The 25,489-nt window shown below is 66.3% G+C and carries 26 protein-coding genes; 15 read left to right on the forward strand and 11 right to left on the reverse strand.

Going from position 1 to position 25,489, the window contains the following annotated elements:
• The first annotated feature begins 106 nt into the window (after positions 1-106).
• The 8 genes from dapA (at position 107) to HYG81_RS31980 (ending at position 7,551) form a co-directional block, all read left to right on the forward strand.
• A complete protein-coding gene (gene dapA / locus HYG81_RS31945; protein WP_180840234.1) occupies positions 107-1,033 on the forward strand; it encodes a 4-hydroxy-tetrahydrodipicolinate synthase in 927 nt (308 codons plus the stop codon).
• Positions 1,030-1,797 carry a 4-hydroxy-tetrahydrodipicolinate reductase gene (dapB, locus tag HYG81_RS31950; RefSeq protein ID WP_180840235.1) on the forward strand — a complete coding sequence of 256 codons (768 nt, stop codon included), beginning with the start codon at positions 1,030-1,032 and terminating at the stop codon, positions 1,795-1,797. Before dapA ends, dapB begins: the two co-directional genes overlap by 4 nt.
• Complete coding sequence (locus tag HYG81_RS31955; RefSeq protein WP_180840236.1) at positions 1,794-2,630, forward strand: 2,3,4,5-tetrahydropyridine-2,6-dicarboxylate N-succinyltransferase; 837 nt, start codon at positions 1,794-1,796, stop codon at positions 2,628-2,630. Before dapB ends, HYG81_RS31955 begins: the two co-directional genes overlap by 4 nt.
• Before the next feature lie 106 nt (positions 2,631-2,736).
• On the forward strand, positions 2,737-2,958 hold the full coding sequence (locus HYG81_RS31960) for an AbrB/MazE/SpoVT family DNA-binding domain-containing protein (RefSeq protein WP_180840237.1): 222 nt from the start codon (positions 2,737-2,739) through the stop codon (positions 2,956-2,958).
• 49 nt (positions 2,959-3,007) lie between these two features.
• Positions 3,008-4,348: a diaminopimelate decarboxylase gene (gene lysA, locus HYG81_RS31965; RefSeq protein WP_180840238.1), complete on the forward strand. Its 1,341-nt coding sequence runs from the start codon at positions 3,008-3,010 to the stop codon at positions 4,346-4,348.
• A 10-nt stretch (positions 4,349-4,358) separates the two neighbouring features.
• Positions 4,359-5,189, forward strand: coding sequence for a diaminopimelate epimerase (gene dapF, locus HYG81_RS31970; protein ID WP_180840239.1), 831 nt, complete (start codon positions 4,359-4,361; stop codon positions 5,187-5,189).
• Complete coding sequence (locus HYG81_RS31975) at positions 5,186-6,349, forward strand: M20 family metallopeptidase (RefSeq protein WP_180840240.1); 1,164 nt, start codon at positions 5,186-5,188, stop codon at positions 6,347-6,349. Before dapF ends, HYG81_RS31975 begins: the two co-directional genes overlap by 4 nt.
• Before the next feature lie 128 nt (positions 6,350-6,477).
• A complete protein-coding gene (locus HYG81_RS31980) occupies positions 6,478-7,551 on the forward strand; it encodes a DUF7972 family membrane protein (RefSeq protein ID WP_180840241.1) in 1,074 nt (357 codons plus the stop codon).
• Between the two features lie 67 nt (positions 7,552-7,618).
• Here the strand turns inward: HYG81_RS31980 and HYG81_RS31985 are convergent, their stop codons facing one another.
• From HYG81_RS31985 to purB, 3 genes are all read right to left on the reverse strand, one after another.
• The gene (locus HYG81_RS31985; protein ID WP_180840242.1) at positions 7,619-8,035 is read right to left on the reverse strand and encodes an EamA family transporter; all 417 of its coding nucleotides are present in this window, start codon (positions 8,033-8,035) and stop codon (positions 7,619-7,621) included.
• A complete protein-coding gene (locus tag HYG81_RS31990) occupies positions 8,035-8,457 on the reverse strand; it encodes an EamA family transporter (RefSeq protein WP_180840243.1) in 423 nt (140 codons plus the stop codon). The genes HYG81_RS31985 and HYG81_RS31990 overlap by 1 nt, the downstream gene beginning before the upstream one ends.
• A 98-nt stretch (positions 8,458-8,555) precedes the next feature.
• Positions 8,556-9,944, reverse strand: coding sequence for an adenylosuccinate lyase (gene purB / locus HYG81_RS31995; RefSeq protein ID WP_180840244.1), 1,389 nt, complete (start codon positions 9,942-9,944; stop codon positions 8,556-8,558).
• Between the two features lie 176 nt (positions 9,945-10,120).
• On the opposite strand from purB, the gene purH reads away from it, so the two are divergent.
• From purH to HYG81_RS32020, 5 genes are all read left to right on the forward strand, one after another.
• Complete coding sequence (gene purH / locus HYG81_RS32000) at positions 10,121-11,815, forward strand: bifunctional phosphoribosylaminoimidazolecarboxamide formyltransferase/IMP cyclohydrolase (RefSeq protein WP_180840245.1); 1,695 nt, start codon at positions 10,121-10,123, stop codon at positions 11,813-11,815.
• Positions 11,816-12,063: 248 nt separating this feature from the next.
• A complete protein-coding gene (locus HYG81_RS32005; protein ID WP_180840246.1) occupies positions 12,064-12,258 on the forward strand; it encodes a hypothetical protein in 195 nt (64 codons plus the stop codon).
• Between the two features lie 12 nt (positions 12,259-12,270).
• On the forward strand, positions 12,271-12,825 hold the full coding sequence (locus HYG81_RS32010; RefSeq protein WP_180840247.1) for a metal-dependent hydrolase: 555 nt from the start codon (positions 12,271-12,273) through the stop codon (positions 12,823-12,825).
• A gap of 144 nt (positions 12,826-12,969) precedes the next feature.
• Positions 12,970-13,422, forward strand: a complete 453-nt coding sequence (locus HYG81_RS32015) for a DUF3267 domain-containing protein (RefSeq protein ID WP_180840248.1) — start codon at positions 12,970-12,972, stop codon at positions 13,420-13,422.
• Complete coding sequence (locus tag HYG81_RS32020) at positions 13,401-13,631, forward strand: DUF3267 domain-containing protein (protein WP_340674438.1); 231 nt, start codon at positions 13,401-13,403, stop codon at positions 13,629-13,631. The genes HYG81_RS32015 and HYG81_RS32020 overlap by 22 nt, the downstream gene beginning before the upstream one ends.
• Positions 13,632-13,829: 198 nt before the next feature.
• Here the strand turns inward: HYG81_RS32020 and HYG81_RS32025 are convergent, their stop codons facing one another.
• The 8 genes from HYG81_RS32025 to HYG81_RS32060 all read right to left on the reverse strand — a co-directional run bounded on the left by HYG81_RS32025 (position 13,830) and on the right by HYG81_RS32060 (position 23,564).
• Positions 13,830-14,555, reverse strand: coding sequence for a diphthine--ammonia ligase (locus tag HYG81_RS32025; RefSeq protein WP_180840249.1), 726 nt, complete (start codon positions 14,553-14,555; stop codon positions 13,830-13,832).
• Between the two features lie 47 nt (positions 14,556-14,602).
• On the reverse strand, positions 14,603-15,961 hold the full coding sequence (locus HYG81_RS32030) for a DUF373 family protein (protein ID WP_180840250.1): 1,359 nt from the start codon (positions 15,959-15,961) through the stop codon (positions 14,603-14,605).
• 179 nt (positions 15,962-16,140) lie between these two features.
• Complete coding sequence (gene sppA, locus HYG81_RS32035) at positions 16,141-17,136, reverse strand: signal peptide peptidase SppA (protein WP_180840251.1); 996 nt, start codon at positions 17,134-17,136, stop codon at positions 16,141-16,143.
• Positions 17,137-17,227: 91 nt separating this feature from the next.
• On the reverse strand, positions 17,228-18,595 hold the full coding sequence (locus HYG81_RS32040) for a carboxylate--amine ligase (protein ID WP_180843027.1): 1,368 nt from the start codon (positions 18,593-18,595) through the stop codon (positions 17,228-17,230).
• A gap of 90 nt (positions 18,596-18,685) precedes the next feature.
• Positions 18,686-19,120: a nuclear transport factor 2 family protein gene (locus tag HYG81_RS32045; protein WP_180840252.1), complete on the reverse strand. Its 435-nt coding sequence runs from the start codon at positions 19,118-19,120 to the stop codon at positions 18,686-18,688.
• A gap of 178 nt (positions 19,121-19,298) precedes the next feature.
• Positions 19,299-20,180, reverse strand: a complete 882-nt coding sequence (locus HYG81_RS32050) for a coiled-coil protein (RefSeq protein WP_180840253.1) — start codon at positions 20,178-20,180, stop codon at positions 19,299-19,301.
• Between the two features lie 313 nt (positions 20,181-20,493).
• Positions 20,494-22,428, reverse strand: a complete 1,935-nt coding sequence (locus tag HYG81_RS32055; protein WP_180840254.1) for a glycoside hydrolase family 2 protein — start codon at positions 22,426-22,428, stop codon at positions 20,494-20,496.
• A gap of 53 nt (positions 22,429-22,481) precedes the next feature.
• Positions 22,482-23,564 carry a tubulin/FtsZ family protein gene (locus HYG81_RS32060; RefSeq protein WP_180840255.1) on the reverse strand — a complete coding sequence of 361 codons (1,083 nt, stop codon included), beginning with the start codon at positions 23,562-23,564 and terminating at the stop codon, positions 22,482-22,484.
• 134 nt (positions 23,565-23,698) lie between these two features.
• On the opposite strand from HYG81_RS32060, the gene HYG81_RS32065 reads away from it, so the two are divergent.
• Both HYG81_RS32065 and HYG81_RS32070 read left to right on the forward strand, forming a co-directional pair.
• Positions 23,699-24,124 carry a DUF5791 family protein gene (locus HYG81_RS32065; RefSeq protein ID WP_180840256.1) on the forward strand — a complete coding sequence of 142 codons (426 nt, stop codon included), beginning with the start codon at positions 23,699-23,701 and terminating at the stop codon, positions 24,122-24,124.
• Positions 24,125-24,226: 102 nt separating this feature from the next.
• The gene (locus HYG81_RS32070) at positions 24,227-25,474 is read left to right on the forward strand and encodes a sulfite oxidase (RefSeq protein WP_180840257.1); all 1,248 of its coding nucleotides are present in this window, start codon (positions 24,227-24,229) and stop codon (positions 25,472-25,474) included.
• Positions 25,475-25,489: the final 15 nt, after the last annotated feature.

The following is a 25,489-nucleotide window of genomic DNA, read 5'->3' on the forward strand; positions in this document are numbered from 1 at the left end:
CGCACGGACTCGCTACCTGACTACCCACTGAACATCCACCGATCGGAATCGATACACCCTACCGATCGGAGGCTAACACACGACCAACCGACACCACACCCAACACATGAGTTCACCTATCGACCTTTCGGGCGTCTTCCCGGCGATGTGCACGCCCTTCGACGACGACCAGCGAATCGACTTCGAAACGCTCCAGACCGACGCCCAGCGCCTCGAGGCCGCGGGCGTCGACGGGCTCGTTCCCGTCGGCTCGACCGGCGAATCGGCGACGCTGAGCCACGACGAACACGTTCAGGTCGTCGAGGCGGTCATCGAGGCCGTCGACGACGTGCCGGTCATCGCGGGCACGGGCTCGAACAACACGCGAGAGGCGCTCGAACTCTCCGAGCGTGCCGCCGACGCGGGCGCGGACGGCCTCCTGCTCATCTCGCCGTACTACAACAAGCCCGAACAGCGCGGGTTGATCGAACACTATCGGACGATCGCGGACGCCGTCGACCTGCCGCAAATCGTCTACAATGTGCCCTCGCGGACGGGTCGAAACATTGAACCCGACACGGCCGTCGAACTCGCGAGCCACGAAAATATCGCGGGATTCAAGGCCGCCAGCGGCGATCTGGGCCAGATCGGCGAGATCGCAGAGCGGACGACCGACGAGGACTTCGCCGTGGTCTCGGGCGACGACGCCCTCACCGTGCCGACCATCTCCGTCGGCGGGACCGGGACGATCAGCGTCGCCGCGAACATCGAGCCCGAGCGGACCTGTGCGATGGTCGGCGCGGCGCTCGACGGCGATTACGAACGCGCGCGCAACCTCCACCACGAACTCGGGCCGCTCTTCCGCGGACTCTTCGTCGAGACCAATCCGATCCCGGTCAAGGAAGCCATGCAGATCCGCGGCTACGGCCCGGCCCGGATGCGCTCGCCGCTCTCCCGACTGGCCAACGAGTACCGCGAGGATCTCGAGGCGGTGCTCGCCGACCTTGAGCGCGACACGACCGAAGTCGCCGACGCGGCGGAGCGTGATCGATGACGACGCGGATCGGCGTCACCGGCGCGACGGGCCGGATGGGCCGGGAAGTGCTCGCCGCCGCAGCCGAGCGCGAGGACTGCGACGTCGTCTTCGCCGTCAACCGGGAGCCGGCCGGTGACGCGACCGTCGAGGGCGTCGAGATTGAGCCCGCGGCCGAGTTCGACTCGCTGGTCGCCGACCGCGAACCGACCGTCGTGGTCGACTTCACCGGGCCGGAGTCGGCCGTCGACTACGTCGAAACCTGTGCCGGCGCAGGGGTCGCCTTCGTCACCGGCACGACCGGTTTCGACGACGAGTTCGAAGCGCTCGAGGCGGCCAGCGAGGATATCGCCGTCCTCCACGCACCGAACTTCGCCCGCGGGGTGCAGGCGCTCGTGAACGTCGTCGGCGACGCGGTGCAGGATCTGCCCGGCTACGACGTGGAACTCGTCGAGACCCACCACAACGGCAAGCGCGACGCGCCGAGTGGCACCGCGAACCGGCTGCTCAAGGAGATCGAGGCCAACGGGGACTTCACCGAGCGCACGCACGGCCGCGAGGGCGATGCGCCGCGTTCGGAGCGGGAAATCGGCGTCCACGCGCTCCGCGCGGGTGACGTCACAGGCGAACACGAAATCGTTCTCGCGGGCAACCACGAGGAGGTGCGGCTTACGCACCGCGCCGAGGATCGCGGCGTCTTCGCCGCGGGCGCGGTCGACGCGGCGGTCTGGATCGCTGGACAGAAGGCAGGCTGGTACGATTTCGCGGACGTGATCAGCGAATGAGCGCACTCGAGACCGAAATCAACGAGCTGTGGGAGCGCAAGGAGAACGACGAGATCGACGCCGAATCCGCCGGCGAGGACGCGTACGCGACCCTCGAGGCCTTCCTCGACGCCCTCGAGTCCGGCGAGATCCGCGCCGCCGAGAAGCAGGGGAACTCCTGGGAGGCGAACGAGTGGGTCAAGCAGGGCATCCTGCTCAACTTCGGCCTCCGATCGATCGGGCAGTACGACCACGGCGGCACCACGTACAACGACGTGCTTCCGCTCGCCGACTCGAGCGAGTACGGCGACCGCGGGAGCCGCAACACGCCCGACGGCACGGTCGTCCGGCGCGGTGCGAACATCGGCTCGGACTGCATTCTGATGAGTCCCGCGTTCGTCAACATCGGCGCTCGCGTCGGCGACGGGACGCTCGTCGACTCCTGTGACACCGTCGGCTCCTGTGCACAGATCGGCGACAACGTCAAACTCGGCGCGAACACTCTTATCGGGGGCGTCCTCGAGCCCGTCGAGGGCGCGCCGGTCATCGTCGAGGACAACGTCTCGCTCGGTGCAGGCTGTCGCGTCACGAGCGGCTTCGTCGTCGGCGAGAACAGCGTCGTCGGCGAGAACACGCTCCTGACGCCGCGCATCCCGGTCTACGACCTCGTCGAGGAGGAGGTTCTCTACGGCGAACTGCCCGCCGATCGGCGCGCGTTCACCCGCTTCGTCGAGTCCTCGATCAGCGACCACGACCTCTTCGACGGCGGGGCCTACAAGCCCGCCGTCGTCGCGACCGATATCGAGACGGAGACGCTCGAGGCGACCGAGCGTGAAGACGCGTTACGGGAATAGACGTGTCGCTGGCGGACGGCTCTCGTGGGAACTGAGTTTCGATCGCCGCGGGGAAGATGACGATGCGTGGGGAGGTTTTTGTCCATTCCCTTCGTAGTCGGACCGAATGAGCAAACGGGCCGAGGCCGACGATCGAGGCCGAATCGTCATCCCGCAGGACATCCGTGAGAAACACGGCGATCGATACCGCGTCGTCGAACTCGACGATCGAGTCGAACTGATTCCGTTGAAAGCCGACCCGATCGAGGGCCTCCGTGACGCCGTCGGTGATGCGTTCGACGGCAAGTCGATCGACGAGATCAAACGGGAAGCGCTCGAAGCCGAGTAGCCGAGACGGAACCCAAAGCTTGAATTCTCGCGGTCACCTGAAACTGACAATGACTGACGCTGCGGCTTCGCTGTCCGTCCGCCGCCTCACCGAGTGGGACGCGGCCGAACTACAGGCACTTACGGCGGAGTACGGCTCGCCGCTGTACGTCCTCGACCTCGAGCGAGTTCGACAGAACTACCGGCGACTCGAGGCCGCCTTTTCCGACGCCGATATCCTCTATGCGGTGAAGGCGAACGCGCTGGGGGACGTCCTCTCGACGCTTCGCGAGGCGGGGGCCGGCCTCGAGTGTGCCTCCGCCGGGGAAGTGCAGCGGGCGCTCGAGGCCGGGGCATCGGGCTCGGAGATCCACTACACGGCGGTCAACCCGCCCGCGGGCGACCTCGACTGGATCGTCGACGCCTGGGCGGACCACCCCGAACTAACCGTCACCGCGGGCTCCGAGGACACGATCGACCGGCTGGCTGACCGCGGCTATACCGGGCGACTCTGTCTGCGGGTCAACCCCGGCATCGGCGCCGGCCACCACGAGAAGGTGCGGACGGGTGCCGCCGCGAAGTTCGGTGTCCCCGCGGAGCGTGCGGTCGACGTGCTCGCGGACGCCGCCGATCGCGGCTTCGACGTCGTCGGAATCCACGCCCACGTCGGCTCCGGCGTCTCGAGCGACCAGCTCGAGGCCCACCGGGAGTTCGTCGCGCGGATGGGCGATCTGGCGAGAGCGGTAGCCGACGCAGTAGGTACCCTCGAGTTCGTCGACGTCGGCGGCGGGTTCGGGGTTCCGTACCGCGAGGACGAAGACCCGCTTGACCTCGAGTCGGTCGCGGACGCCACTCGAGACGCGATCGGCGAGATCGACGCCGAACTGGCAATCGAGCCCGGTCGCTACTTCGTAGCGGACGCCGGCGTGCTCCTCACCGAAGTGAACACCGTCAAAGACGCCCGCGAAACGACCGTCGCCGGCGTCGACGCCGGGATGACGACCCTGATCCGGCCCGCGATGTACGACGCGTACCATCCGATCCGGAACCTGACGGCAGCCGGTGATGACGGCCGCGAACGGCTCCCGCAGACCGTCGCCGGCCCGATCTGCGAGAGCGGCGACGTTTTCTGTACCGAGCGTGAACTACCGGTAAGCAAACGTGGAGATATCCTCGCAATCGGCAACGCGGGGGCCTACGGCTACGAGATGGCGAACCAGTACAACTCTCGACCCCGTCCCGCGTCGATCGTCCTCGAGGACGGCGACGTTCGACTCGCCCGTCGCCGCGAGACGGTCGACGACGTGACGCGAGCAGAGCGCGAGGCGCGGAACGCCTCGGATTCCTCGCCGCTCGCAAGCGCGAACCGAAAGAACGACCACGGCCGAGCGAGCGACACCGACAACGACTGACGAGAGCACGATGAGCATCCCATTCCAGAAGTACCACGGTACCGGCAACGACTTTCTAATTATCCATGCGGACGAACACGTCCCGGACCGGGGTGCCCTCGCCGAGCGCGAGTGCGACCGGACGGTCGGCGTCGGTGCCGACGGGATCCTCTTTCTCGCCCCCGAGGAGAAATTCAACCCGCCCCGCGTCGTGATGACGCTGTTTCAGCCCGACGGCGCGACGGCGCCGATGTGCGGCAACGGCGCTCGCTGCGCCGCCGAGTGGACGATGGACCGGACGGGGGCTGACAGCGTGATGATCGATACTCAGGCGGGCACCCTGCGGGCCGACCGCGACGGCGAGAACGTCGTCATCGAGATGACCCCGCTCACGTTCGTCCCCGACGAGGTCCCGGTCATGGCCGACGAGCCGGTCCTCAAAGCGGAGATCGAGGGTCTCGAGGTGTCGGTGGTCAACACCGGCGTTCCCCACGCCGTGAGCTTTGTTGACAATGTTGATAACGTCGACCTCGAGGCGATCGCACCGCCGGTGCGACATGCCGACGCCTTCCCGGACGGGACGAACGTCACCGTGGCCAGTCCCGACGGCTCGGGCGGCTTCCGACAGCGCACCTACGAACGCGGCGTCGAGGGCGAAACCGACTCCTGTGGGACCGGAGCGGTGGCCGTGGCCGTCGTGGCGCGTCGCCTCGGACTCACCGACGCCGACCCGGTCGACGTCCACCCGCCGGGCGGCCATCTGCGAGTGAGCTTCAACGACCGCGGACGCCCGACGCTCGCCGGGCCGGTCGAACACGAGTTCGACGGCGAGGTGGCCGTCGAGCCGCCGGTCGAGCCGTGACGGACGATCGCTCCGCCGCCGAGGCTTCGATCGACGACGCGTTCGACCCCATCGCGTTTCTCGAGGACGCCGTCCAGTATCCCTCCCACGAGGCCGTCGAGCCGATGCGAGACTTTCTCTGCGAGACGCTCGAGGCACAGGGCATCGAGCCCCGCGTCGACGACGCCGGGAACGTACTGGCGAGTCGCGGGCCGCCGGCGACCAGCGCCGAGACACACGTGGTTCTGAATACCCACATCGACACGGTTTCGCCGCACGTCCCCTACGAGCGCGACGATGGCGAGGACGCTGACGGTTCAGGCGTGATTCGGGGGCGAGGCTCCTGCGATGCGAAGGGGCCGCTCGCGGCCATTCTCTCGGCCTTTTTCGCAGTCGAGCCGACCGACGGTCGAATCACGCTCGCGATCACCCCCGACGAGGAGGTGCTCTCGACGGGAGCCTACGAGTTGGTGTCTGGCGACGAGTCGCCCACTCGAGACGCGGACGCAGTGATCGTCGGCGAACCCACCGACCTCGACGTCTGTACGGCCGCGAAGGGCCGGTTTCAGGGGACGATCCACCTCTCGGGAGCCAACGCCCACGCCGCGGAGCCCGAGACCGGGAGCAACGCGGTCGCCGCCCTCGAGTCGGTTCTCGAGGCGATTCGAACCTTCGACGAGCGGGCCGATGCACCGCCGACCCACCCCCAACTCGGCGCGGCGACGCTGACGCCGACCGTCGTCGAGGGCGGCGAAGCGACCAATCAGGTACCGGCCGACTGCGCGCTGACAGTCGACCGGCGGAGCGTGCCACCGGAGACGGCCGAGGAGTTTCACGAGGCGCTGACCGCCCACCTGCGGGCCGCCGTTCCGGCTACTGTAGACATCGACTTTCGCTTTACCGACCGACCGACGCCGTTCCTCGAGGCCTGGGACACCGATCCCGACGCGGCAGTCGTCGAGACGCTCGCGAAGGCGTCCGGCGGCGAGGTGCGTCCGTTCACCGCGGCGACGGAGGCCTCCTACTTCGCGACGGACGCGCCGACGGTCGTCTTCGGCCCCGGCGTGCTCGCCGACGACGAGGGGGCCGTCGCACACGCCCCGCGGGAGTACGTGCGGGTCGCGGACGTCCGCGAGGCGGCGCGGGCGCTCGAGGCGACGCTGGTCGAACTGGTCGGGTAAGGGTGGCCTCGAGGCATCGACTGGGTCGCAGTCCTCTCGTCCCGTTGCGGTCGTCGAGGACACGCCGAACTGGCACCGACTATCGGTATCAATCCTTTTAACCACCGGGTCGATGTACAACGGAATCCATGAGTAGCGACCCGGATCCCGTATCGCGGCCAGCCGATACGATGCGCGAACGTGTCGGCGAAACGCGCGTAAAGATCTGGTTCCTGATCAGTGCCAACCGGTGGCTGGTCACCGGCGTCATTCTCGCCACGACGTACGTCCTCCTCCTCGTCTTACACGCGTTCGGCCCCAGTACACCGTGGAAGCTCGTGTCGACCAACGGAATCGCGTCACTGTTCGGATCGATGGTCATCGCGGTCGTAACGAGTGTCACCCTCGTTCTGTCGATCTCACAGTTCGTTCTCGCCGGAGAGATCGGCCCTCTCGGGGAACAACGAGAGCGAATGCGGAATGAAACCGAGTTTCGTGAGGAGGTAGAGGACGCCGCAGGCATCGGTGTGAGTCCCGTCGAACCCGCTCGCTTTCTCCAGACGCTCATCGAAACGGCCGAGACGCGCGCGAGGAGTCTCAACAACGCGGTCACCAGCGGCCCCGAGTCAGCACAGTTCGACGAAATCGCCGCGTTCACGGAGGGCCTCATCGACCACAGCCAAATCATCAACGACGACCTGGCGGGTGCGGATTTCGGGTCGTTCGACACGCTGCTTCCCGTCCTGAACTACAACTACTCGTGGAAGATATTCACCGCACGAACGCTTCGTGACAAGTACGACGAGTCGCTTTCGGACGACGCCGCGGCGGCGTTCGACGACCTGATCGAATCGCTGCGGTTCTTCGGCCCGGCGCGCGAACACTTTAAGACTCTCTACGTTCAGTGGGAGATCATCAACATCTCTCGGGGCGTCCTCTACGGCGCGATGCCGGCACTGGCGGTCGCGGGCTACATGATGCTCGAGTTCGACGCTGCGAAGATCACTGGGTCGGTGTTCGGCATCAGCACGGCGTATCTCACTGTCAGTGCACTCTACGTCCTCACGCTCTCCCCGTTCGCCGTGTTGCTCGCCTACCTCCTCCGCGTCCTCACGGTCATGAAGCGGACGCTCGCCATCGGGCCGTTCATCCTCCGAGAAACGGAGCAACTCGAGGCGGTTCGCTACGAGGAGTCGAGCGAGGTCGAGCCGAAGCAGCGATGACGGCTCGGAGCACCGCTGTCGCGCGGTGTTTCGGCCGCGACACTTCGGACAGATATTCGACTACCCGTCACACGGACATCAGCACGATCGCCACTACGCTCAGTCCGATCGCGGCGAGTTTGCGGGCGGTCACGGTTTCGTCGAAGACGACGAGTCCGACTAGCGAACTGATCACGATGAAGAGCCCGTAAATCGGGACGACGATACTTACCGGACCGAGCGCGAGCGCTCGATAGTAGGTTAGCAGGCCGATAGTCAACAGCACGCCCATTGCGATGAGATGTGGCGTCCGAGGATGACGGAAGTACGGCCGTACCGACAGCCCGCGATAGACGAGCACGAGGCCGACGGTGACGAACATCACCGAATTCGAGAGGAACACGGCCATCGTACTGGACATGTCGGCCATCGCGATCGAGATCAGGGGGGCGACCAGGCTGTACGCGAGACAGGAAAACAGCGAGAGGCCGATGTACTGTCGCATCACTCCTCACCTCCGGCGGCGAGGTAGATCGCACCCGCTGCGGCGACGATGCCGGCGGCGCGAGTCGCGGTCAGTTCCTCGCCGAGAAACGCGATCCCAATAATCGAGCTCCCGACGATGAAGAGGCCGTAGATCGGCACGACGACGCTGACCGGCCCTCGCTCGAGCGCCTGATAGTACGCGAGGATGCCCGACGAGAGGAAGAGGCCGGCGACGTAGACGATTCCCGCCGATGGCGTTACCGCGTCGGACGGGTAGCCGGTCTCCGTCGCGACGAGCACGACGGTCGTTAGCCCGAGGAAGATCGTCGTCGAGAGGAAGAGCGCGACCGCGGGCGGCACGTCCGACGTCACGACGCTCGTCAGGGGCGCCATCAGCCCGTACGCGAGGAGAGCAACGATCACCCAGAGGAGATATTCCATATGGGGTCTCGGATAACGGCGACCTATACAGTCACGATCCCGGAACCGTGTGCCGGGACCGTGACTGGCGATCGGAATCGAGGACAATGAGGGGCGACCTACTCGAGGTCGTCGACCAGTTCGCTCGCGATGCCGGTGTAGCCCGCCGGCGTCAGCGCGTGGAGTTCCTCGCGGACGTCCTCGTCGACGTCGAGGTCGTCGAACATGTCGCGGAAGTCCGCGAGCGTGACGTTCTTCCCGCGAGTCACGGCCTTCACGCGCTCGTAGGCGTCGGCCTGCCCCTCGCGGCGGAGGACCGTCTGGACGGCCTCGCCGATGATCTCGGGGGTCGATTCGAGGTCGTCGCGCATGACCCGCTCGTTGGGGACGACCTTCGAGAGCCCCGATGCGGTCTTGCCGTAGGCGATCAGGCAGTGGGCGAAGGCACCCCCGATGTTGCGCTTGACCGTCGAATCGGAGAGGTCACGCTGCAGCCGGGAGGTGGTGACGTAGTCCGCGAGGAAGGTGAGATCCGAGTTGGCCTTCGAGAGGTTGCCCTCGCTGTTCTCGAAGTCGATCGGGTTGACCTTGTGGGGCATCGTCGAGGATCCGGTCTCGCCCGCGACGGTCTCCTGGCCGAGGTAGCGATCGGAGACGTAGAGCCACACGTCGAGATCCAGATCGAGCAATACCGTGTTGGCCCCGCGGAACGCGTCGAACAACGCCGCGAGGTCGTCACAGGGGTTGACCTGCGTCGTGAGCGGTTCGAACTCGAGGTCCAGTCCATCAGTGATGAACTCCTCTGCGAAGGACTGCCAATCGACGTCGGGGTAGGCCGCGACGTGGGCCGCGTAGGTCCCCGATGCGCCGCCGAGTTTCCCCCGCAGGTCGTCGGTCGCCCGCCGGATCCGGCCGGTTGCCCGACCCAGCCGCGAGGCGTAGACGGCCATCTCCTTGCCGAACGTGGTCGGCGTCGCGGGCTGGCCGTGGGTCCGAGCCAGCATCGGGAGGTCGCGGTACTCGCGAGCCATGTCCGCGAGCGTCTCCCGCACGTCGTACAGCGCTGGTAACAGGACTTCGTCGACGGCGTCCCGGACGAGCAGCCGATGGGCGAGGTTGTTCACGTCCTCGCTGGTCAGCCCGAAGTGGATCCAGGCCGAGGCGTCGCTGTCCTCGGGCAGTCGGTGCCGAACGAAGTACTCGACGGCTTTGACGTCGTGGTTCGTCGCTTCGAAGTCGGCGTGACCCTCCGTCTCGAGTTTTTTGATCAACCGAGCGTCCTCCTCGGCGAAGTGGCTGTACAGCCCGCGGAGGTGCTCGCGGTCCTCGAGGCCGAGCTCGAGCGGCGTCGCAGGGAGTTCGGCCAGCGCAATCAGGTACTCGACTTCGACGCGAACGCGGGCGCGCATGAGCGCGGCCTCGCTCGCGTACGGCGACAGCGGTGCGGTCCGACCGTCGTAGCGGCCGTCCAGCGGCGAGACGGCGTACAGGGCGTCGGTCTCAGTCATTGTGCGAGTCTGTCCAGCGCGGTCCAAAAGCGTATCGAAACCCGGAGCGTCCGATGCCACGAGCGTGCATACCTCTGCGATTCATGTCGCAAATATCGACTGATCGATACACGGATGTGCATACATGTCCCGGCGAGACCGCAACCACTTTGCCGTTCGCGGGCGCGGGTTCGACCATGACGCGAATCGCCGGGATGGCCGGCAACCGAGGGCGCAACCTGTTGAACATCGCCGACCGACGGCCGGGCGGAGTCGAGTTCGCCGTCGTCGTAACGAACAGCGAGGACGCGCCGGTGCTCGAGGCCGCGGCCGAGCGCGGGATTCCGACCGAGGTCGTCCCGCTCGAGGATGATATGAGCCGCAGCGAGCACGAGAAGGCCGTGCTCGAGGCCCTCTCGAGTTACGAGTTCGACCTCGTCTGTCTGGACGGCTACATGCGGATCCTCTCCGATACCTTCCTCGAATCCGCGCCGACCACGTTGAACGTCCACCCCGCACTGCTGCCGTCGTTCCCCGGAATGGACGCGTGGGGCGACGCGCTCGAGGCCGGCGTCTCGGTGACGGGCTGTACGGTCCACGTCGTCACCGACGCGACGGACGCCGAGGGCGCGGTCCTCGAGAGCGAGGTCGACGCCGGGCCGATCGTCACGCAGGAGCCGATCCCGGTCTACGAGGGCGACGACGAGGAGGACCTGAAAGAGCGCATCCTCTACGAGGGCGAGTTCCGCGCGTATCCGCGAGCCGTGAAGTGGTTCGCCGAGGGTGCGGTCGATGTGGATCTCGAGGCGGGCGAGGCGCGAAGCGCCTCGGATAGTCGCGCGGGGAGCGAAGCGACCCGCAAGACGGGCGAGGTCACGGTCGACGCGGACGTGGCGAGTACCGATTCCGATGATCACAACGGTCTCCCAGCGCGTCGGCTGGTTTCCGACGACCGCGCGGACACGCTCCGCTACGGGGAGAACCCACATCAGGACGCCGCGGTCTACACCGACTACACCTGCGACGAGGCCAGCGTCGTCCACGCCGACCAGTTGAACGAGGGCGCGAAGGCGCTGTCGTACAACAACTACAACGACGCCGACGGCGCGCTCAACCTGATCAAGGAGTTCGACGAGCCCGCGGCGGCGGTCATCAAACACACCAACCCCGCGGGCTGTGCGACCGCCGACTCGGTGGCCGAGGCCTATGAGAAGGCCCTCTCGACGGACCCGATGAGCGCCTTCGGCGGCATCGTCGCGCTGAATCGAGAGTGCGACGCCACGACCGCCGAGCAGGTCATCGACTCGTTCAAGGAGGTCGTCGTCGCGCCCGGCTACACCGACGACGCGCTCGAGGTACTTTTCGAGAAGGACAACCTCCGCGTGCTGGATGTGGGTGAACTGGGCGAGCGAACCGAGCGCTTTACCGAAAAGCCCCTCGTCGGCGGCCGCCTCGTGCAGGAACGGGATCTGCAGTCGATTTCGGTCGACGACCTCAAGGTCGTCACCGAACGCGAGCCGAGCGAGGAGGAACTCGAGTCGATGGTGTTCGCGTGGCAGACGCTCAAACACGTCAAATCGAACGGGATCCTCTTCACGAAGGGCACCGAGACGGTCGGTGTCGGTATGGGACAGGTCTCCCGCGTCGACGCGGTTCGGCTGGCGGCGATGAAGGCAGACGAACACGCGGAGGGCAAGGACGCGCAGGGAGCCGTCATGGCCTCGGACGCGTTCTTCCCGTTCCCGGACGGCATCGAGGAGGCCGCGAAGGCGGGCATCGAGGCGGTCGTCCAGCCCGGCGGTTCAGTCAACGACGAGGACGTGATCGAGGCGGCGAACGAACACGGCATGGCGATGGCGTTTACGGGACAGCGGTCGTTCCGGCACGACTAGCGCCGCGAGCGAACGCAGTAAGCGAGAACCGCGGGGACATGTGGGCGCTCCGCAGCCGTAAGCGAACACGGGAGACGAACGTCCGGGAGAACTCCGTTCCGCCGTGGTTTCGGTCGAAGTTGCTTGAGGATGGGGAAACGATCTACCTCGTTCTGCACCGCGGATTTCGGATACCGAGCGCTTTGATAGCCTGCTACTGCAGCGGTGTCGGATTTCACTATACGGGCCCTCTGTTAGCAAACATACCGATGGCAAACCTGAACTCGCGGTCAGCGAACAAGCTGAGCATCGTATCGACGCTGATCGACAGCCTGCTGGCGTTTCGGCGCGGGCGGCCGAAGAGCGGTCTCCTGCTTCTCGGCGCGGCCGCGCTCTCGTCCCGCGTTCCCGGCATCGGGACGGCAGTGTCACTGGCCCTCCGGATCGCTCGGAGACTCCGATAGGCGACCGCACTGATGGTCAACGTCGCCGGCCACCTCGGGATGGCGCTGCTGTTCGCCGCCCCGGCGTGGCTCGTCTGGGGCAAACGCGGCGCGCTGGGATTTACGGGCTTTGCGTTACTCACCGCGATGCTCCCGGACACCGATCTCGTCTTGCAGCAGGTGCTCCCGATCGACCACCACGGCGTGACCCACACCCTGCTGTTCGTGCTCCTGATGAGCGTCCTCGTCGGCGCGGCCGTCGCGAAGTGGCTCACTCCCTGGTTCGCTGCCACCCACTGGATTCGAAGCACCGAGATCACGACCGAGACCGTCTTCGTGTTCGCGACCGCGGGACTGGCCCTCGGCGGAATCAGCCACCTCTTCGCAGATCTGCTCTCCGCCCCCGATATCGCGGCCCCGCTCGAGCCCTTCTGGCCGCTATACTCGGAGCCGGTGATCGTCGACGTCATCTATTACGGTTCCCCGATCTGGAACATCGGTCTGTTCGCAGTGGCCATCGGCCTCCACCTGGTGCTCGCCCGGTATGAAAGTGCGCCGCTCGAGACGCCCTACCGAATCAGTAGCTGAACCGAAGATGGTGGGAGAGAGCCCACCCGTTCGGCCGATTTCGTCCGTTCATGACCGGACCCGCGTCCTCACAGATCGCCACCTCGCCGAGTGGATCGGTCGGTCCAGCGGAACGGTCAAGTACCGGAACAGGGAATCGGCCGTATGGCCGAGACGGAGTCGACAGTCCGTCCCGAACGGGAGACGCCGAGTCTACCGGCACCACCGGCGGGATACGACGAGCCGAAGCTGTTCGAGTATCCGACACTAGTGTTGCTGTTGGTGTCAGTTCCGCTGTTTCTGCTCACGGCATACGGATTCGGCTGGACGCTCTGGCAGATACAGGGGCCGGAGGTGTTCGCAACGCTGTTCAGCGTGACTGAAACGGCGGATAGTACAGTAGTCGTCTTGGACATGATCGACGTGGGACTTCCGTTCGTCGTGGCACTGTTCGTGACAATCGTCGTTCACGAGCTCATTCACGGTGCTGTTATGCGCTACTACGGACAGGACATGACCTACGGCGTGAATCCGGCCATGGGGCCTTCTACACGGCGGCGTTCGGTCAGTTCCAGCGACGCGAACAACTGTTCCTTATCGGGCTCGCCCCGCTCGTGAGTATCGCGATCGTTGCGACGCCGCTTTTGGCCGTTCCCGTGCCCAGCATTGCCGTCACGGCCTATATGGTGTTAGTCATAAACACGACCGGCGCGGTCGGGGACCTGTACATCATCTGGTGTCTTCGACGGATGCCGGAGGGAACGCTCCTGTACGACGTCGATCTCCGACACATGTACGTATTCGAACCGCTCGATGTCGGGGAGTGACCGATCGAGTACCATCCGTCGCATCTCAGCGCAAAAATCTGTCTGGCGAGAGCGAAGCTCTCGCTGACCGTTACTCACTTCGTCTGCTCACGGCACTTCGTGCCGTTCGCACGGTATGCGGGACCAGAGGTCCCGCACTATTCACAAAGAGACCAAAAACCCGCTCGTTCACTCCGTTCGCTTACGGTACAATCGCCGTCACTCGAGTCGCGCGTCCGTAATCCGCAACCGCCCGCGCGTTCCATCCCACTCGGTCTCGTACTCGAGCTCGATCCGCCGATCCATGTGCGGCCCGTCCACGACGAACGTCTCGAACTCGCCGCCCTCTCCCAGAATGTGGACGCCGTACTCCTCGTGGAGGTCCTCGAGATCGGCGATCGCCTCGCGGTCGAGCGTCCGACCCAGCCACGACTCGTCGAGCCCGTGGGCCGCGACCTGAATGATCGCGATTTCGAAGCCCGCCTCGAGCATCGCGTCGGCCAGTTCGCGGGGGTCCTCCTGCCACAGCGGCGCGAAGAGGTCGCAGTCGAGTCGGTCACACATCCCTCGAATGCGGCTCGTCTGGTACTCGCTCTCGACGGCGCCCGCCGTGACGCCGGCGATGCCGCCCTCGAGTTCGCGGTCGAGTTCCTCGAGGGCGGCCTCGAGGGGCTCGAGTTCGTCGTCGCCCTGCCTGCCTGAGTCGACGGCCGCGTCGGCCGCGAAGTCGTCGGGTTCGACGTCGACCAGTTCGATCCCGATGCTTTCGGCCGCCAGCGCGGCCAGTTCCGTCGCGGGGACGTGATACATGTACGAATCGCCCGCGGGGTGGACGGTGACGAGTCGGTCGACCGACAGGCCGTCCTCGAGGGCCCGATACAGCGCCCACGAGGAGTCCTTGCCGCCGGAAAAGAGACTCACCCACGCGCCGTCTGCGTCGCTCATGGTCGGTGGTGGGCAGGAACGGGTAAATGAATACCGAGTCCGGACGGTCAGGGGTCCTGGTCGTCGCCGTCCGATCCCCCGCTCGAGTCGGTTCCGGCATCGGAACTCGCGTTCGAGTCGGCCCCGCCGTCAGTGCGCTCGGGATCGAACCGCTCCGTCGTCGGATCGGCCTCGTGATCTGCGGGCGCGTCGGTACTGACCGTCGCGTCGTACTCGGGCCCGTCTGCCGACGGCGGCCCGCCGTCGGCCAGTTCCGGCTCCAGACCGCCGTCACCGCGTTCGGTGGCCTCGCCCGAGCCACTGACGGACGAGGCGATCCGCGCCCCGACGAGACTTACGACGATCGCGGTGACGACGAACAGCGCGAGCCGTTCGCCGGCCCCCATCACGAACCGTTCCGTCGAGAGAACGCCGAGCTCGGCCGCCGGAACGACGAACGGATCGATCACGCCCTGTTCTTCGAGGAAGTACGCAGAGAACCCGCGAACGACCAGCCCGACGGCGACGACGATAAACGGCAGGTTGAGGAAGGACTGGCGGATCGGATCCTCGCCGATCGCTTCGTCGAGCAGCCGGCCGGCGCTGGCGGTCAGCGCGGCCATCGCGAGCCAAGGGATGCTGTCGAAGGCGAAGCGCGTTGCCGGGATGACCACGCCCGGCGTGTCACCGAGGTTCGAGACGCCCAGCGCACCCACGAACAGGCCGACGAATGTCAGTCCGGCCGCGACCACGTAGGTGACGACCGATACCTGACCGGAGTACAGCGATTCCCGCGTCTGATGGGTGAACCGGGTCAGGAGTTCGTCGACGTTGAACCCCTTGTAGAGCAGGAAGAGGCCGATGACGGTGGTGATCGCGGCCGCCCCCTCCGCAGCGCCGATTCGCATCGCGAGCACCGGAAAGACGAGCAGCGTCAGCCCGATCGGGACGAGCACCGTCTGGCGGAGTTCCTCGTCCGCGAGGAACTGCTTGAGCAGGTAGTACGTCGACTCGATGTCGCGGGCCTGCCTGACCACGACGCGATCGACGGAGTCGACTCGGACGCGGCTCTCGACGATCGGGATCAACCGTTCGTCCTCCGCGCTGTCGGTTACCACGACCGCCGAATCCGGTTCGTAATTGGCGATGAGGTCGTCGAGCTGCTCGGCGACCGCCCGATCGGCCGACACCATCGATTCGTGGTCTCCCGAGACGACCGCGACGACGACCTCCTCGTTCTCGTCGCGCAGATCCTGCGCGACGCGTAGCGACTCGAGCAAGGTATTCACTCCCGAGTCCTCCGGATCCGCGAGGCCGACGTCGGTCACGAGCGCGCGGACTGCCTCCCAGCCGACGACGGGCGACCGGAGGCCGGTCTTGCGGCCCACGTCGTCGGTCCGGTCGAGGCAGACGACCAGCGTTGTCACGGTAGGCGATGCATTCCGTGCGACGATAAAACCACTTACTCGTTCGAACGGTCAGCGTTCTCATCAGAAGAGCAATCTCGAGCGAGACCGCGTCACTCCTCGAGTGGGCCGTTGCTCCCCAACTAAGGCTGATGCCAACGACCACCGCAGCGCTGCGGACGAGACCGACGACAACCGTCTTAGCTCCGCAGCCGGAACCCGCGTCCGTCGCCGATGCCGGCGATCCCGGCACCGAAGGCGTACGCGACCTGCTGGGCGCCCGCGCCGACGCGGGCCATCAGCGGTCGCTCGGGCTCGAACTCCTCGACGGTCACCGCGTCGGTGTCGAGACGGTCGGCCAGTTCGTCCTCGATCTCTCGGCGCGTCCCGAGCTGGTCGACGAGACCCATGTCGTACGCCTCCTCGCCGAGATAGATCCGTGCCTCAGTGTCCCGGACGAACTCCGGTTCCAGGTCCCGCCCGTCGCTGACCCGCTCGACGAAGGTGTCGTAGTAGTCGTCGATCAGCCCCTGCAGATACTCGCGTTCCTCGTCCTCAAGTTCCTTCAGCGGGGTGCCGGCGTCCTTGTAGTCGCCGGCGGCAAAGCGCTCGTAGGTGAGGCCGACCTTCTCGGCGAGGTCGCTGGCGTTGACGCGGGAGCCGATGACGCCGATCGAGCCGACGATGGAGCCCTCGCGGGCCCAGAGCTCGTCGCAGCCGCTGGCGATCCAGTAGCCGCCGCTGGCGCAGACGTCGGTCGCGTAGGCGACGGTCGGGCCGTCGAAGCGCTCGGCAGCGAGGCGAATGTCATCGCTGGGAACGACCTCGCCGCCGGGTGTGTTCAGCTTCAGGAGCAGCGCCCGCACGTTGTCGTCGTTGTCTGCGCGATCGATCTGGTCGACGACGTCGTCGGCCGGCGTCGCGCCCGGGCTGGTGGGGAGCGGGCCGCCACCGCCGTCGCGGCTGATCGGTCCTTCGACGGCGACCTCGGCGACGTCGTAGCCCGGAAACAGCGAGCCGGCGATATTGCTCGCGAATCGGACGCCGATCAGGGCGATCGTGAGCGCGAGTACCAGGCCCAGCAGGTCCGCCAGCGTTTCCGGCACGTAGAAGAACAGGGCGACGCCGACCGCGGCGAACGCGAGCCCGCCGAGGATGACGAGCAGGAGTCGAACGATACCCTCGCTACTGACCACGGACAGCACCTCGAGTCATATCGATAGATGGGGGGCGGCTCCGTTAAGCGTTGGCGGTTACTCGGGAGCCGGCGACCGGCCGCCGGCTGTGCTACAGCTGCCGAGAGTCGGACGGCGACCCGCCGTCAGTGTGCGCCGACTGCGTCGACTCCTCGTCCGCGGACGGACGCCTCTCGGGCGGCCCAGCATCGTCTCCGTCCGCGAGGTCGGGCTCACGATTCGCCTCGGTTTCGGCCGGCGGCTCCGCGTCGGACCGACTGTCGAGCCACGCCCGCATGAGGTTCACGCCGTCCTGGAAGAACGGCACCGGATCGTCGGGGACCGCGTAATCGAATCGGGGGTGACGAACGAGCGACGTGGCGACCTCGCGCGCGGCCGTCCGGAGCGACGGCCGCTCGACGAGCGGATACTCTTCGGTCGCCACGCTGTGGAGATAGCTGAGTTCGCCCCGCAGGAGGTGGCCGCCCATCCCGACCTCGTAGGTCGGCTCCGACGCGACCGGCTCGTCGTGCGCCAGCTGCCAGTAGTAGTAGGGAAAGTCCGCGCCCGCGCGAACCGAGAAGGGGAGCGACGACCAGAACCGCGGGTTGATCTCCATCAGCTTGAACTCGCCATCTGCGGGGTCGCGCAGGAACTCGACCATCGCGAGGCCGTGCCACTCGAGTTCGTCCAACAGCGCACGTCCGGCGGTCTCGAGTTCGGGAATGTGGACCGACTCCCGGTAGGCGCTGGGACCGCCGCAGTACTTCCAGCCCCGGCGCTGGCAGTGCTGGAAGGTCGCGACCGCGTCGCCGTGATCGTAGAGCGCGAAGAAGCCGAACTCCCGGGAGTCGGGGATCCGCTCCTGAACGATCGGGATGTGGCCGCGGGTCTCGAGTTCGACCTGTGGATCCGGCGGCGTGCCCGGTCGCTGGTACTCCGTCGATCCGATCGTCGCGTCGTCGAAGCGCGCACCGAGATAGGCGGGTGCAGCGACGGTGTAGCGCGGTTTCACGATCGTCTCCTGGTCCCAGTCGTCCCACTGGTCGAGGGGCTCGGTCGCCGGGACACCGACCCCGGCCGCGTCGGCGGCCGCGAAGAGTTCGATGCGGTCCTGAACGCGCCGAAGCGTCTCGAAGTCCGGCCACGGCGTCGCGATCTCGTCGGCGAACGCGTCTCTGCGCTCCGCGAGGACGTAGACGTCCTCCTCGCGGACGGGAACGATCGTCTCGACGTCCGGTCGTTCGGCGAGCGAGAGTAACGCGTCACCGTACGCGGCGAGATCCGTCTCGGGGTCCGGCAGGCTAACGAACTCGTCGCGATACGCCGAGGTGGCCGCCGGGGTCGACCGCGACTCGGAGCCGACGATCGTGTGGACGCCGCGCGGTCGGAGCGAGCGGAGACAGGCGACGGTACTCGGCGCGTCGATCCCCGGCACGACCACGCCGGCGTCGGCCGCGTCGTCCCTGTGTCGTTGCATAGGCATTGGCTCTGTGTCTCCTTCCATTGTTATAGATCGGATACTTCGTTCCGTCGCGGCACGCGCCGGAGCCGCCCCCAATACGCGGTGTTATGCATCGAATACCCGTTGCTCGAGGGCGGTATCTCTGTAGGCGGTGCACGTCCGTATTCGTCCGTCGTCCAGATCGAACACGTGGGCGAACGCGACGTCGAAATTTCGGCCGTCGACCGTTCCGACGTACGCACCTGCGACGACCATCGTTTCGTCCGCACCGATGAACCGTTCAGGAAGTGCCTGGAGATGGTCGGTTCGCCGACTCGGTCCCGCGATTACGTTCTCGAGGACGGCGTCGATTCCCGTATAGGTTCGATCGGCGTGGCTCCCCGTCGTGGCGTCGGTCCAGCGAACGTCGTCCGCCAGCGTCGCTGCGACCTCGTCTGTTTCGCCGTCGTTCGTGACGGCGTGGTTGAACCCGGCGTAGAACTCGGTCACTTGTTCTCGAGCGGTCGGGCTCGCGGCCGACCGGTGCTCGTTCGATGTCATGACTCTGCTAGCTTCTGCCGAAAACGCGTGTGGGCAAAAGAATAACACCCCCTTCACACGTTCTGAGAACGAGAGACGTACCCGACTGTGGACGCCGGGCTACCGAACGCAAAAACAGCGACGAAACCGCTCGAAAGCCCCGAAAATCGGGAGAGAGATCGCGGTAGACGGAATCGACTTAGAGCAGTCCCGTCTTCTGGAGTTTCATCAGGTCCTCGGTGTCGAGGGTTTCGCCTTCCTTGAACTTCTGATAGATTTCTTCGGCCTCCTCCTTGGCCTCCTCTTTCTTCTTGTCGCGCTCGGTCTTGCGCTCTTCTTCCTCTTCCTTGTCCAGTTCGCGAAGGCGCTTCTGGACGCGGACGAAGTCCTCGTGGTGCTGGTCGGCGGCTTCCTGGGCCTCGACGAACTTCTCGTGCATCTCGTCGGCCTCGTCACGGATGTCGTCGGCCTCGCGGTAGGCCTCGATCATCTGGTTGTGGTGTTCCTGGGCCTTGTCCGCCAGCTCCGTCACCTTCTGGTGGTGCTGGGAGGCGTCCGAGCGCACTTCCTCGGCCTCATCGACGAGTTCCTCGAGGTCCTCGTTCTGATCGAGCTTCTGCTTGCGCTCCTCGTACTCCTCGCGCTTTCCCTCGATCTTCTCGATGAGTTCCTTTTCCTCCTCGCTCGAGAGGACCTCGGTCTGCTGTTTGAACTCGAGTTGCTCGATCTCCTCTTCGAGCTCGTCGAGGTCTTTCCCCTCGTTGAGCTCCATGTCCGACTTGAGCTGCTCGACCTTGTCGAACAGCTCGTTGGCTTCGGCGTTGAGCTCGTTGCGTTTTTCCTTGTGTTCTTGGACCTGCTCGTTGAGCTCGTCGCGCTGCTCGCGGTGCTCCTGGGCTTCGTCGACCTTCTCGCGAGTCTTCGCGTTGAGATCGTCGCGTTTGGAAGCGCGCTCAGAAGCCATTTGGTTCAGCTCGTTTCGCCGGTCTCGCAGTTGACCGGCCATTTTGATGAGCTGTCCTTTCGATTTGTTTGCTAGGTCGTCCTCTGTCAGTTCGATGTTTTTCGATTCGTCTACCATGTTACTCAAACCTCTGTGCCATACCCGCACCGGAGAACCGGTTTGACGGCTGCACGAGCCTCATGCCGACGGTTCGGCGAGTGACTCGGCAGTGGCCGTCTCCCTGTTCGAAGCGACTGCTCACGATCTGCGAAACCTCGGTGAATAAGATTTCCTGTCATCGATCGTCGAGCGATACGCGCCCCGGTGGCGTTCTGGTATCTGTGAATACTGGCCCTTGTAATTTAAATGTACCGGTCACAATACCCCTGAAAACCGTTAGCAGGGGCCTCGTCTCGCCGTGTTAGACAGTGGCATTGGGCGGCTAGCGTATTTATACTCGATAGCTGTTACGGACCGTCCGACCAGCGACGGTGATTTCGAGGTCGACCCGGTCCGCCTCGGGCGGAATCCGTGCCGATCCGGCGGCCGTCGTCTCGAGCGGCCCGACGCTGACCCGTTCGGTGTCCGCGCGGTCGCCGGCCTCCCACCTGACGACCGACTCGAGTGCATCGTGCGTGTCGTTACAGAGGGTGATGCCGATCGTGCCGGGTGCCGGTGGTCCATCGAGGACGGCCTGGACGGGCTCGTAGGACCGTGCGATCGCCTCGGCGGCCCGCTTCGGGTCGCCGTCGACGGTGTGGACCCCCATCCCACCGCCCGGCGCGCTATCCCGGAGCGTCGACGCGGCGAAGACGCCACACTCTCGCCGCCGGAGCGCCTCCGCGACCGTCTTCAGCGTTTTCGCCTGCGCCGTCTGCGTCGAGTCGGCGTCGATTTCGGTACCGGCGGCCCCCCGCTCGAGCAGCGCCCGCTCGAGACCGGGAACCGCGGTCGGATCGGCGTCGTCGTCGGCCAGCGAGCCCGCGCCGAACCCACCGACGACGTCGCCGAGTGGGGGGTAGGTCTCGAGCAGCCAATCGATATCGCCGGCCGCGAGATACTGCCAGCCGGGGAAGAGGTGGGCCGCGTCGGGATCGGTTCCCGGCGGTCCCGTCACCGGGACGACCGGTAGCTCGTCAGGGAGGGTCGCGGCGATCTCGGTCGCGGGGTCGTGATCGACTGCTGTCCGCCACGCCCGATACCGAACGGCGAGTTTCGCGAGCAGCCCGCTCCCCAGCGGCGATTCGTACGGGTCCGTCGGCTGGTCCTGTACACCGACCATCGCGAGGCTCGGATGGGACCCGTACGTCTCGGCAATCGTCGCCGCCAGCTCCGTCCCTTGCTTGACGGGAAGCTCGGGACCGCTGGCGGGTAGGTCCTGCCAGACGAGAACACCTTCCTCGTCGCAGGCCTCGTAGAACGCTCGAGGGGGGACGTGCGCGCGGGCACGGAGCAGCGTCGCGTTCGCGTCGACAGCCCGTCGGACGTCCTCGCGCGGGTCACCGCCGGGGAGTCGAGTGAACCCGCGGGCCCGAACGCGCCGGCCGTTGACCAGCAGGCCGTCGGCGTCGCGCTCGACGTGGCGGAGCCCGACGGTCCGTTCGACGGCGTCACCGCCCAGTTTCGCTCGCACCGTATACCGGTGTTGCGGGCCGTAGCCGCGCGGCCACCACAGCGACGGCTCCCTGATCGACAGCGTCTTCGACACCGTCGTTCGCTCGCCCGCTCCGGCTTCGATCGGTATCCGATCCATCGAGGCACCGCCGCGAAACCCCTCCGGTCGAAGCGACAGCGTCACCGCGTCGTCGATCGCGACGTCGGTATCGACCGCGAACGAGACGTCGATCGCCGCGCCGGCGCCGTCAGTGGTCGCGTCCGCGGTCCCGGTCACGGCGGCGTCCGCGCGTGCCGACGATTCTCGGGCCGCGCCCAGCCGCGGCCGTGCCTCGAACTGCCGGATAAACGTCCGGGGCCGCGACTCGACCTCGAGGTTCCACCAGATACCGGGCGTTCCGAGCCGGTCGGGAACCGCGTCGGTGCCGTAGATGCCGGCGAACGCGTCGGGCCGCTCGCAGACGACGATCAGTTCGTTTTCGGGCCGGGGATCGAACTCGAGGACGGCCGGCACGAAGTGTGGCTCGTGGGTGGCGAGGAGCGTGCCGTTCAACCAAATTTCCGCGCGGTCGTAGGCCCCGCAACACTCGAGTACCGCGCGTTCGCTCTCGTCGTCCCGGGGGTCCGGAAACCGCGTTCGGTAGGCGATCGGTCCCGCTTCGGCGAACGCCGCGGGTCGTCCGGGGACCAGCACCGGCTTCCACTCCGCGACGGTCGGCGGGCCGTCACCACCGCGGTCCGTGACGATCCCACCGGTCCACTCCCCAGTCATTGTCACTGTCAGTGAACCCGAGGTAAAAAGCCCTTCCGACGGTTCAGACCCCGCTAAAAGAGGTTCTCGAGCCGATCGTCAGCGAACTGGTCGGCGTGGTCGGTCGATTCCGTCTCCTGAGCTTCCTTCGCCTCGCGAGCGCGCTCCATGAACGCCTCGATCCGATCGGATCGCTCCGCGCCGCCGAGCAGGACCAGCGCGCCGAGGCGGTCGCTGTCCAGCGGGAAGTCCCCCCCGCGGACCTGCATGCTGCCGGTCTCGTCCTCGAGCCAGCGCCGGGACCTCTCGACGCCCTTGCGGGGGATGGCGTCGGGCCGGCCCGCGATGACGAGCAGCGCCGAGTCAGCCGTCGTCGCGTCCGGCAGGCTCGTCCCCGTCAGCAGCGCCTGCCTCGAGACGCTCATCGCGGTGGTGATGTTCTCGCCGCTGTCCTCGCTCGCGAGTTCGGTGGCGTAGCCCAGCACCGCGACGCCGCCCGAACGGAGGGTGTTGATGACCTCGCTCGAGTCGACGACGCTCTCGCCGACGCCCTCGATGGCCTCGCCGGAAGCGAACAGCAGTCCGACTCGCCGGGCGATCTTCTCGTTGATCGTCTCGAAGGCACCCTCGACGCTCTCGCCCTGTTCGTGCCAGGCGTCGTTGTCGATCAGCAGCGTCGAATCGGCCTCCCGAAGGAGCGTCTTCAGCGAGCGGCCGGCGTTGGCCTGATAGAGCGCGCCCTCGTTACGTCCCGGCAGGACGCCGAGCGCGTAGACGGGGACGTCGTAGACCTGCTGGAGGTGATGGACGAGCACGGGCGCGCCGCCGCTGCCGGTACCGCCGCCGAGGCCGGCGACCACGAAGATGGCTTCCGACTTCGAGGTGACGCGGCCGTCGAGCGAGCCGAGTACTTCCTGGATGTCCGACTGCATCACTTCCGTGCCGAGTTCGTTGTCACCGCCGACGCCGTGACCGTTGACGCGGTCGGCACCGACCAACTGCGTGTCGACGACGTCGAGCGACTGGAGGTCTGCTTCCGCGGAGTTGACGGCCAGCGCACCCTGAACGGCTCCGAAACCCATGTCCGCGTCGAACCGGGCGAGCCGTTCGGTGATCTTCCCACCGGCCTGACCGACTCCGATCAGGGCAACTTTCATATTGCTCTCATGAGAGTGAGACCTGTTGAACGTTCCGGTGAGACGATACGACGTTTTTGCGGCGGCGGTGTCGCCGGTCGCGCCGACGGCTGTAGGTCACAACACCTTTTTGCCGTATTCCCGTCGGCTCGAGTATGTTCTACGAACAGCGGATGACCGTCCCCGACTCGCCTGCCGAGCTCCGAGCCGAGTACGAGGACGATCTCGCAGCGATCGTCGACAACCGCGGCCCTGCGGCCGTCGCGAGCGAAACCGACCTCGAGACAGAGACGCTCGAGGCGCTTTCGGCCGGTGATTCGCCCGAACTAACCCTCGAGGAGGCGGCCGAGATCCAGTCCCTCGCGGAGGGCACGCCGGACTCGGAGACGATCGTGACGATGGCGCTCGAGCATCTCCTGCTCGGAATGTCGACGGCAGTGCTCGACGTGGACGCGGTGGAGAGTCACCTCGAGATCGAGATGGACGCGAAGGAAGTTCACCAGAAGATCGAAGGGCGAGCGCCGATGTCGTTCGCGGAGTTCGTCCACGTCCAGTACGTGATCGCGGACGGTGCGCCGTAGAGGCGTTGGTCCAGCCACTTTCAGCCACCGATCGCACCGCCGGATAGTGTGCGAGTTGCTACCATTCCAGAGCTTTATCGCAATCGGCGGTGTTCGACCGCCATGTCGAATTCGGAGCGCAGCGAGAGCCGACGGCAGGAGATCGACGCGATGCTGGAGCGCAAACCCGGCACCGAGGCCGTCACCGATCTCGCGGATCGGTATCGGGTCGTCGGCGCGGCCGATCGGGAGACGTACGCGAACTGGCTCACGCCGATCGAGGAGCACTACGTCTGTCACCGCAACGAGACGCTGGATCCGGCGGCCGACGAGTGGACGGTCGCGCTCGACGGCACGGTCGACCGCGAGGCGGAACTGGGAATGAGCGAACTCCGCGAGGAGTACCCCACGGTTGCAGTCGCGCACACGATGGAGTGTGCGGGCAACGGCCGGCGCTACTTCGACCCCGAGACGGGGAGCGTCCAGTGGGAGTACGGGGCCGTCAGCACCGCGATGTGGACGGGTGCGCCGCTGAGCGCGATTCTGGCGGACCACGGCGCGACGACGGACGACGGGACGTGGCTCACCGCGGTCGGCGGCGACCACCCCGAAGTCGACGGCGAGAACGATCGGTTCGCCCGCTCGATCCCGATGGCAAAGGTGCTCGAGGACTGCATCCTCGCCTACGAGATGAACGGCGAGGCGCTGCCGCCCGAACACGGCCACCCCGTCAGATTGCTCGTCCCCGGCTGGTACGGCGTCAACAGCGTCAAGTGGCTGGACGAACTCCACGTCACGGAGACGATGGTCCACGGCGAGGAGTGGGCCGACCGCGACGGCGACGATTTCACCCGGTGGCAGCAGTCGTCCTACCGGATCCATCCCGAGGGCGTCGAACCCGAATCCAACGCGACGATCTCGACGTTCGACACCTGGGACCAACTCGAGTCCGACGAGATCGACCACCCCTACACCTTCGACGAGAACGTCAAGTCCACGATCGGCCGTCCCGACGACGGCGCGACGGTCAGTCCGGACGAGGACGGCATCGTCGAGGTCGTCGGCGTCGCTTGGGCCGGCGACGACGAGGCGACGACGATCGAGATCTCGACCGACGGCGGCGACAGCTGGAACGAGGGCGACTTCTTCGGGCCGAACTACGACTGCGCGTGGCGGCTGTTTCGCTACGCGTGGGAGCCGGCGCCCGGCACGTACACGCTCGTCTCTCGAGCGACCGACGAACACGGCCGCCGTCAGCCCGTGCGGATCGCCGGGCCGGACGAGGACGCCGACGGCGAGTATCCGTGGAACGAGGGCGGCTACGCCGAGAACGCGTCGCTGCCCCACGCGGTCGAAGTCACTGTCGAGTGACTGATAATCTGCCGC

Source organism: Natrinema zhouii (assembly GCF_013456555.2).
In the GTDB taxonomy this organism is placed as follows: Archaea; Halobacteriota; Halobacteria; order Halobacteriales; family Natrialbaceae; genus Natrinema; species Natrinema zhouii.

Coding starts and splice junctions, on each gene's coding strand:
- HYG81_RS31980 (WP_180840241.1), top strand. CDS start 6,478: ATGAGTAGCGACCCGGATCCCGTATCGCGGCCAGCCGATACGATGCGC.
- HYG81_RS31985 (WP_180840242.1), bottom strand. CDS start 8,035: ATGCGACAGTACATCGGCCTCTCGCTGTTTTCCTGTCTCGCGTACAGC.
- HYG81_RS31955 (WP_180840236.1), top strand. CDS start 1,794: ATGAGCGCACTCGAGACCGAAATCAACGAGCTGTGGGAGCGCAAGGAG.
- HYG81_RS32045 (WP_180840252.1), bottom strand. CDS start 19,120: ATGACATCGAACGAGCACCGGTCGGCCGCGAGCCCGACCGCTCGAGAA.
- purH (WP_180840245.1), top strand. CDS start 10,121: ATGACGCGAATCGCCGGGATGGCCGGCAACCGAGGGCGCAACCTGTTG.
- purB (WP_180840244.1), bottom strand. CDS start 9,944: ATGACTGAGACCGACGCCCTGTACGCCGTCTCGCCGCTGGACGGCCGC.
- dapA (WP_180840234.1), top strand. CDS start 107: ATGAGTTCACCTATCGACCTTTCGGGCGTCTTCCCGGCGATGTGCACG.
- HYG81_RS32060 (WP_180840255.1), bottom strand. CDS start 23,564: ATGAAAGTTGCCCTGATCGGAGTCGGTCAGGCCGGTGGGAAGATCACC.
- HYG81_RS32050 (WP_180840253.1), bottom strand. CDS start 20,180: ATGGTAGACGAATCGAAAAACATCGAACTGACAGAGGACGACCTAGCA.
- HYG81_RS32010 (WP_180840247.1), top strand. CDS start 12,271: ATGGTCAACGTCGCCGGCCACCTCGGGATGGCGCTGCTGTTCGCCGCC.
- dapF (WP_180840239.1), top strand. CDS start 4,359: ATGAGCATCCCATTCCAGAAGTACCACGGTACCGGCAACGACTTTCTA.
- HYG81_RS32040 (WP_180843027.1), bottom strand. CDS start 18,595: ATGCAACGACACAGGGACGACGCGGCCGACGCCGGCGTGGTCGTGCCG.
- HYG81_RS31990 (WP_180840243.1), bottom strand. CDS start 8,457: ATGGAATATCTCCTCTGGGTGATCGTTGCTCTCCTCGCGTACGGGCTG.
- dapB (WP_180840235.1), top strand. CDS start 1,030: ATGACGACGCGGATCGGCGTCACCGGCGCGACGGGCCGGATGGGCCGG.
- HYG81_RS32055 (WP_180840254.1), bottom strand. CDS start 22,428: ATGACTGGGGAGTGGACCGGTGGGATCGTCACGGACCGCGGTGGTGAC.
- HYG81_RS32065 (WP_180840256.1), top strand. CDS start 23,699: ATGTTCTACGAACAGCGGATGACCGTCCCCGACTCGCCTGCCGAGCTC.
- HYG81_RS32070 (WP_180840257.1), top strand. CDS start 24,227: ATGTCGAATTCGGAGCGCAGCGAGAGCCGACGGCAGGAGATCGACGCG.
- lysA (WP_180840238.1), top strand. CDS start 3,008: ATGACTGACGCTGCGGCTTCGCTGTCCGTCCGCCGCCTCACCGAGTGG.
- HYG81_RS31960 (WP_180840237.1), top strand. CDS start 2,737: ATGAGCAAACGGGCCGAGGCCGACGATCGAGGCCGAATCGTCATCCCG.
- HYG81_RS32025 (WP_180840249.1), bottom strand. CDS start 14,555: ATGAGCGACGCAGACGGCGCGTGGGTGAGTCTCTTTTCCGGCGGCAAG.
- HYG81_RS32005 (WP_180840246.1), top strand. CDS start 12,064: ATGGCAAACCTGAACTCGCGGTCAGCGAACAAGCTGAGCATCGTATCG.
- HYG81_RS32015 (WP_180840248.1), top strand. CDS start 12,970: ATGGCCGAGACGGAGTCGACAGTCCGTCCCGAACGGGAGACGCCGAGT.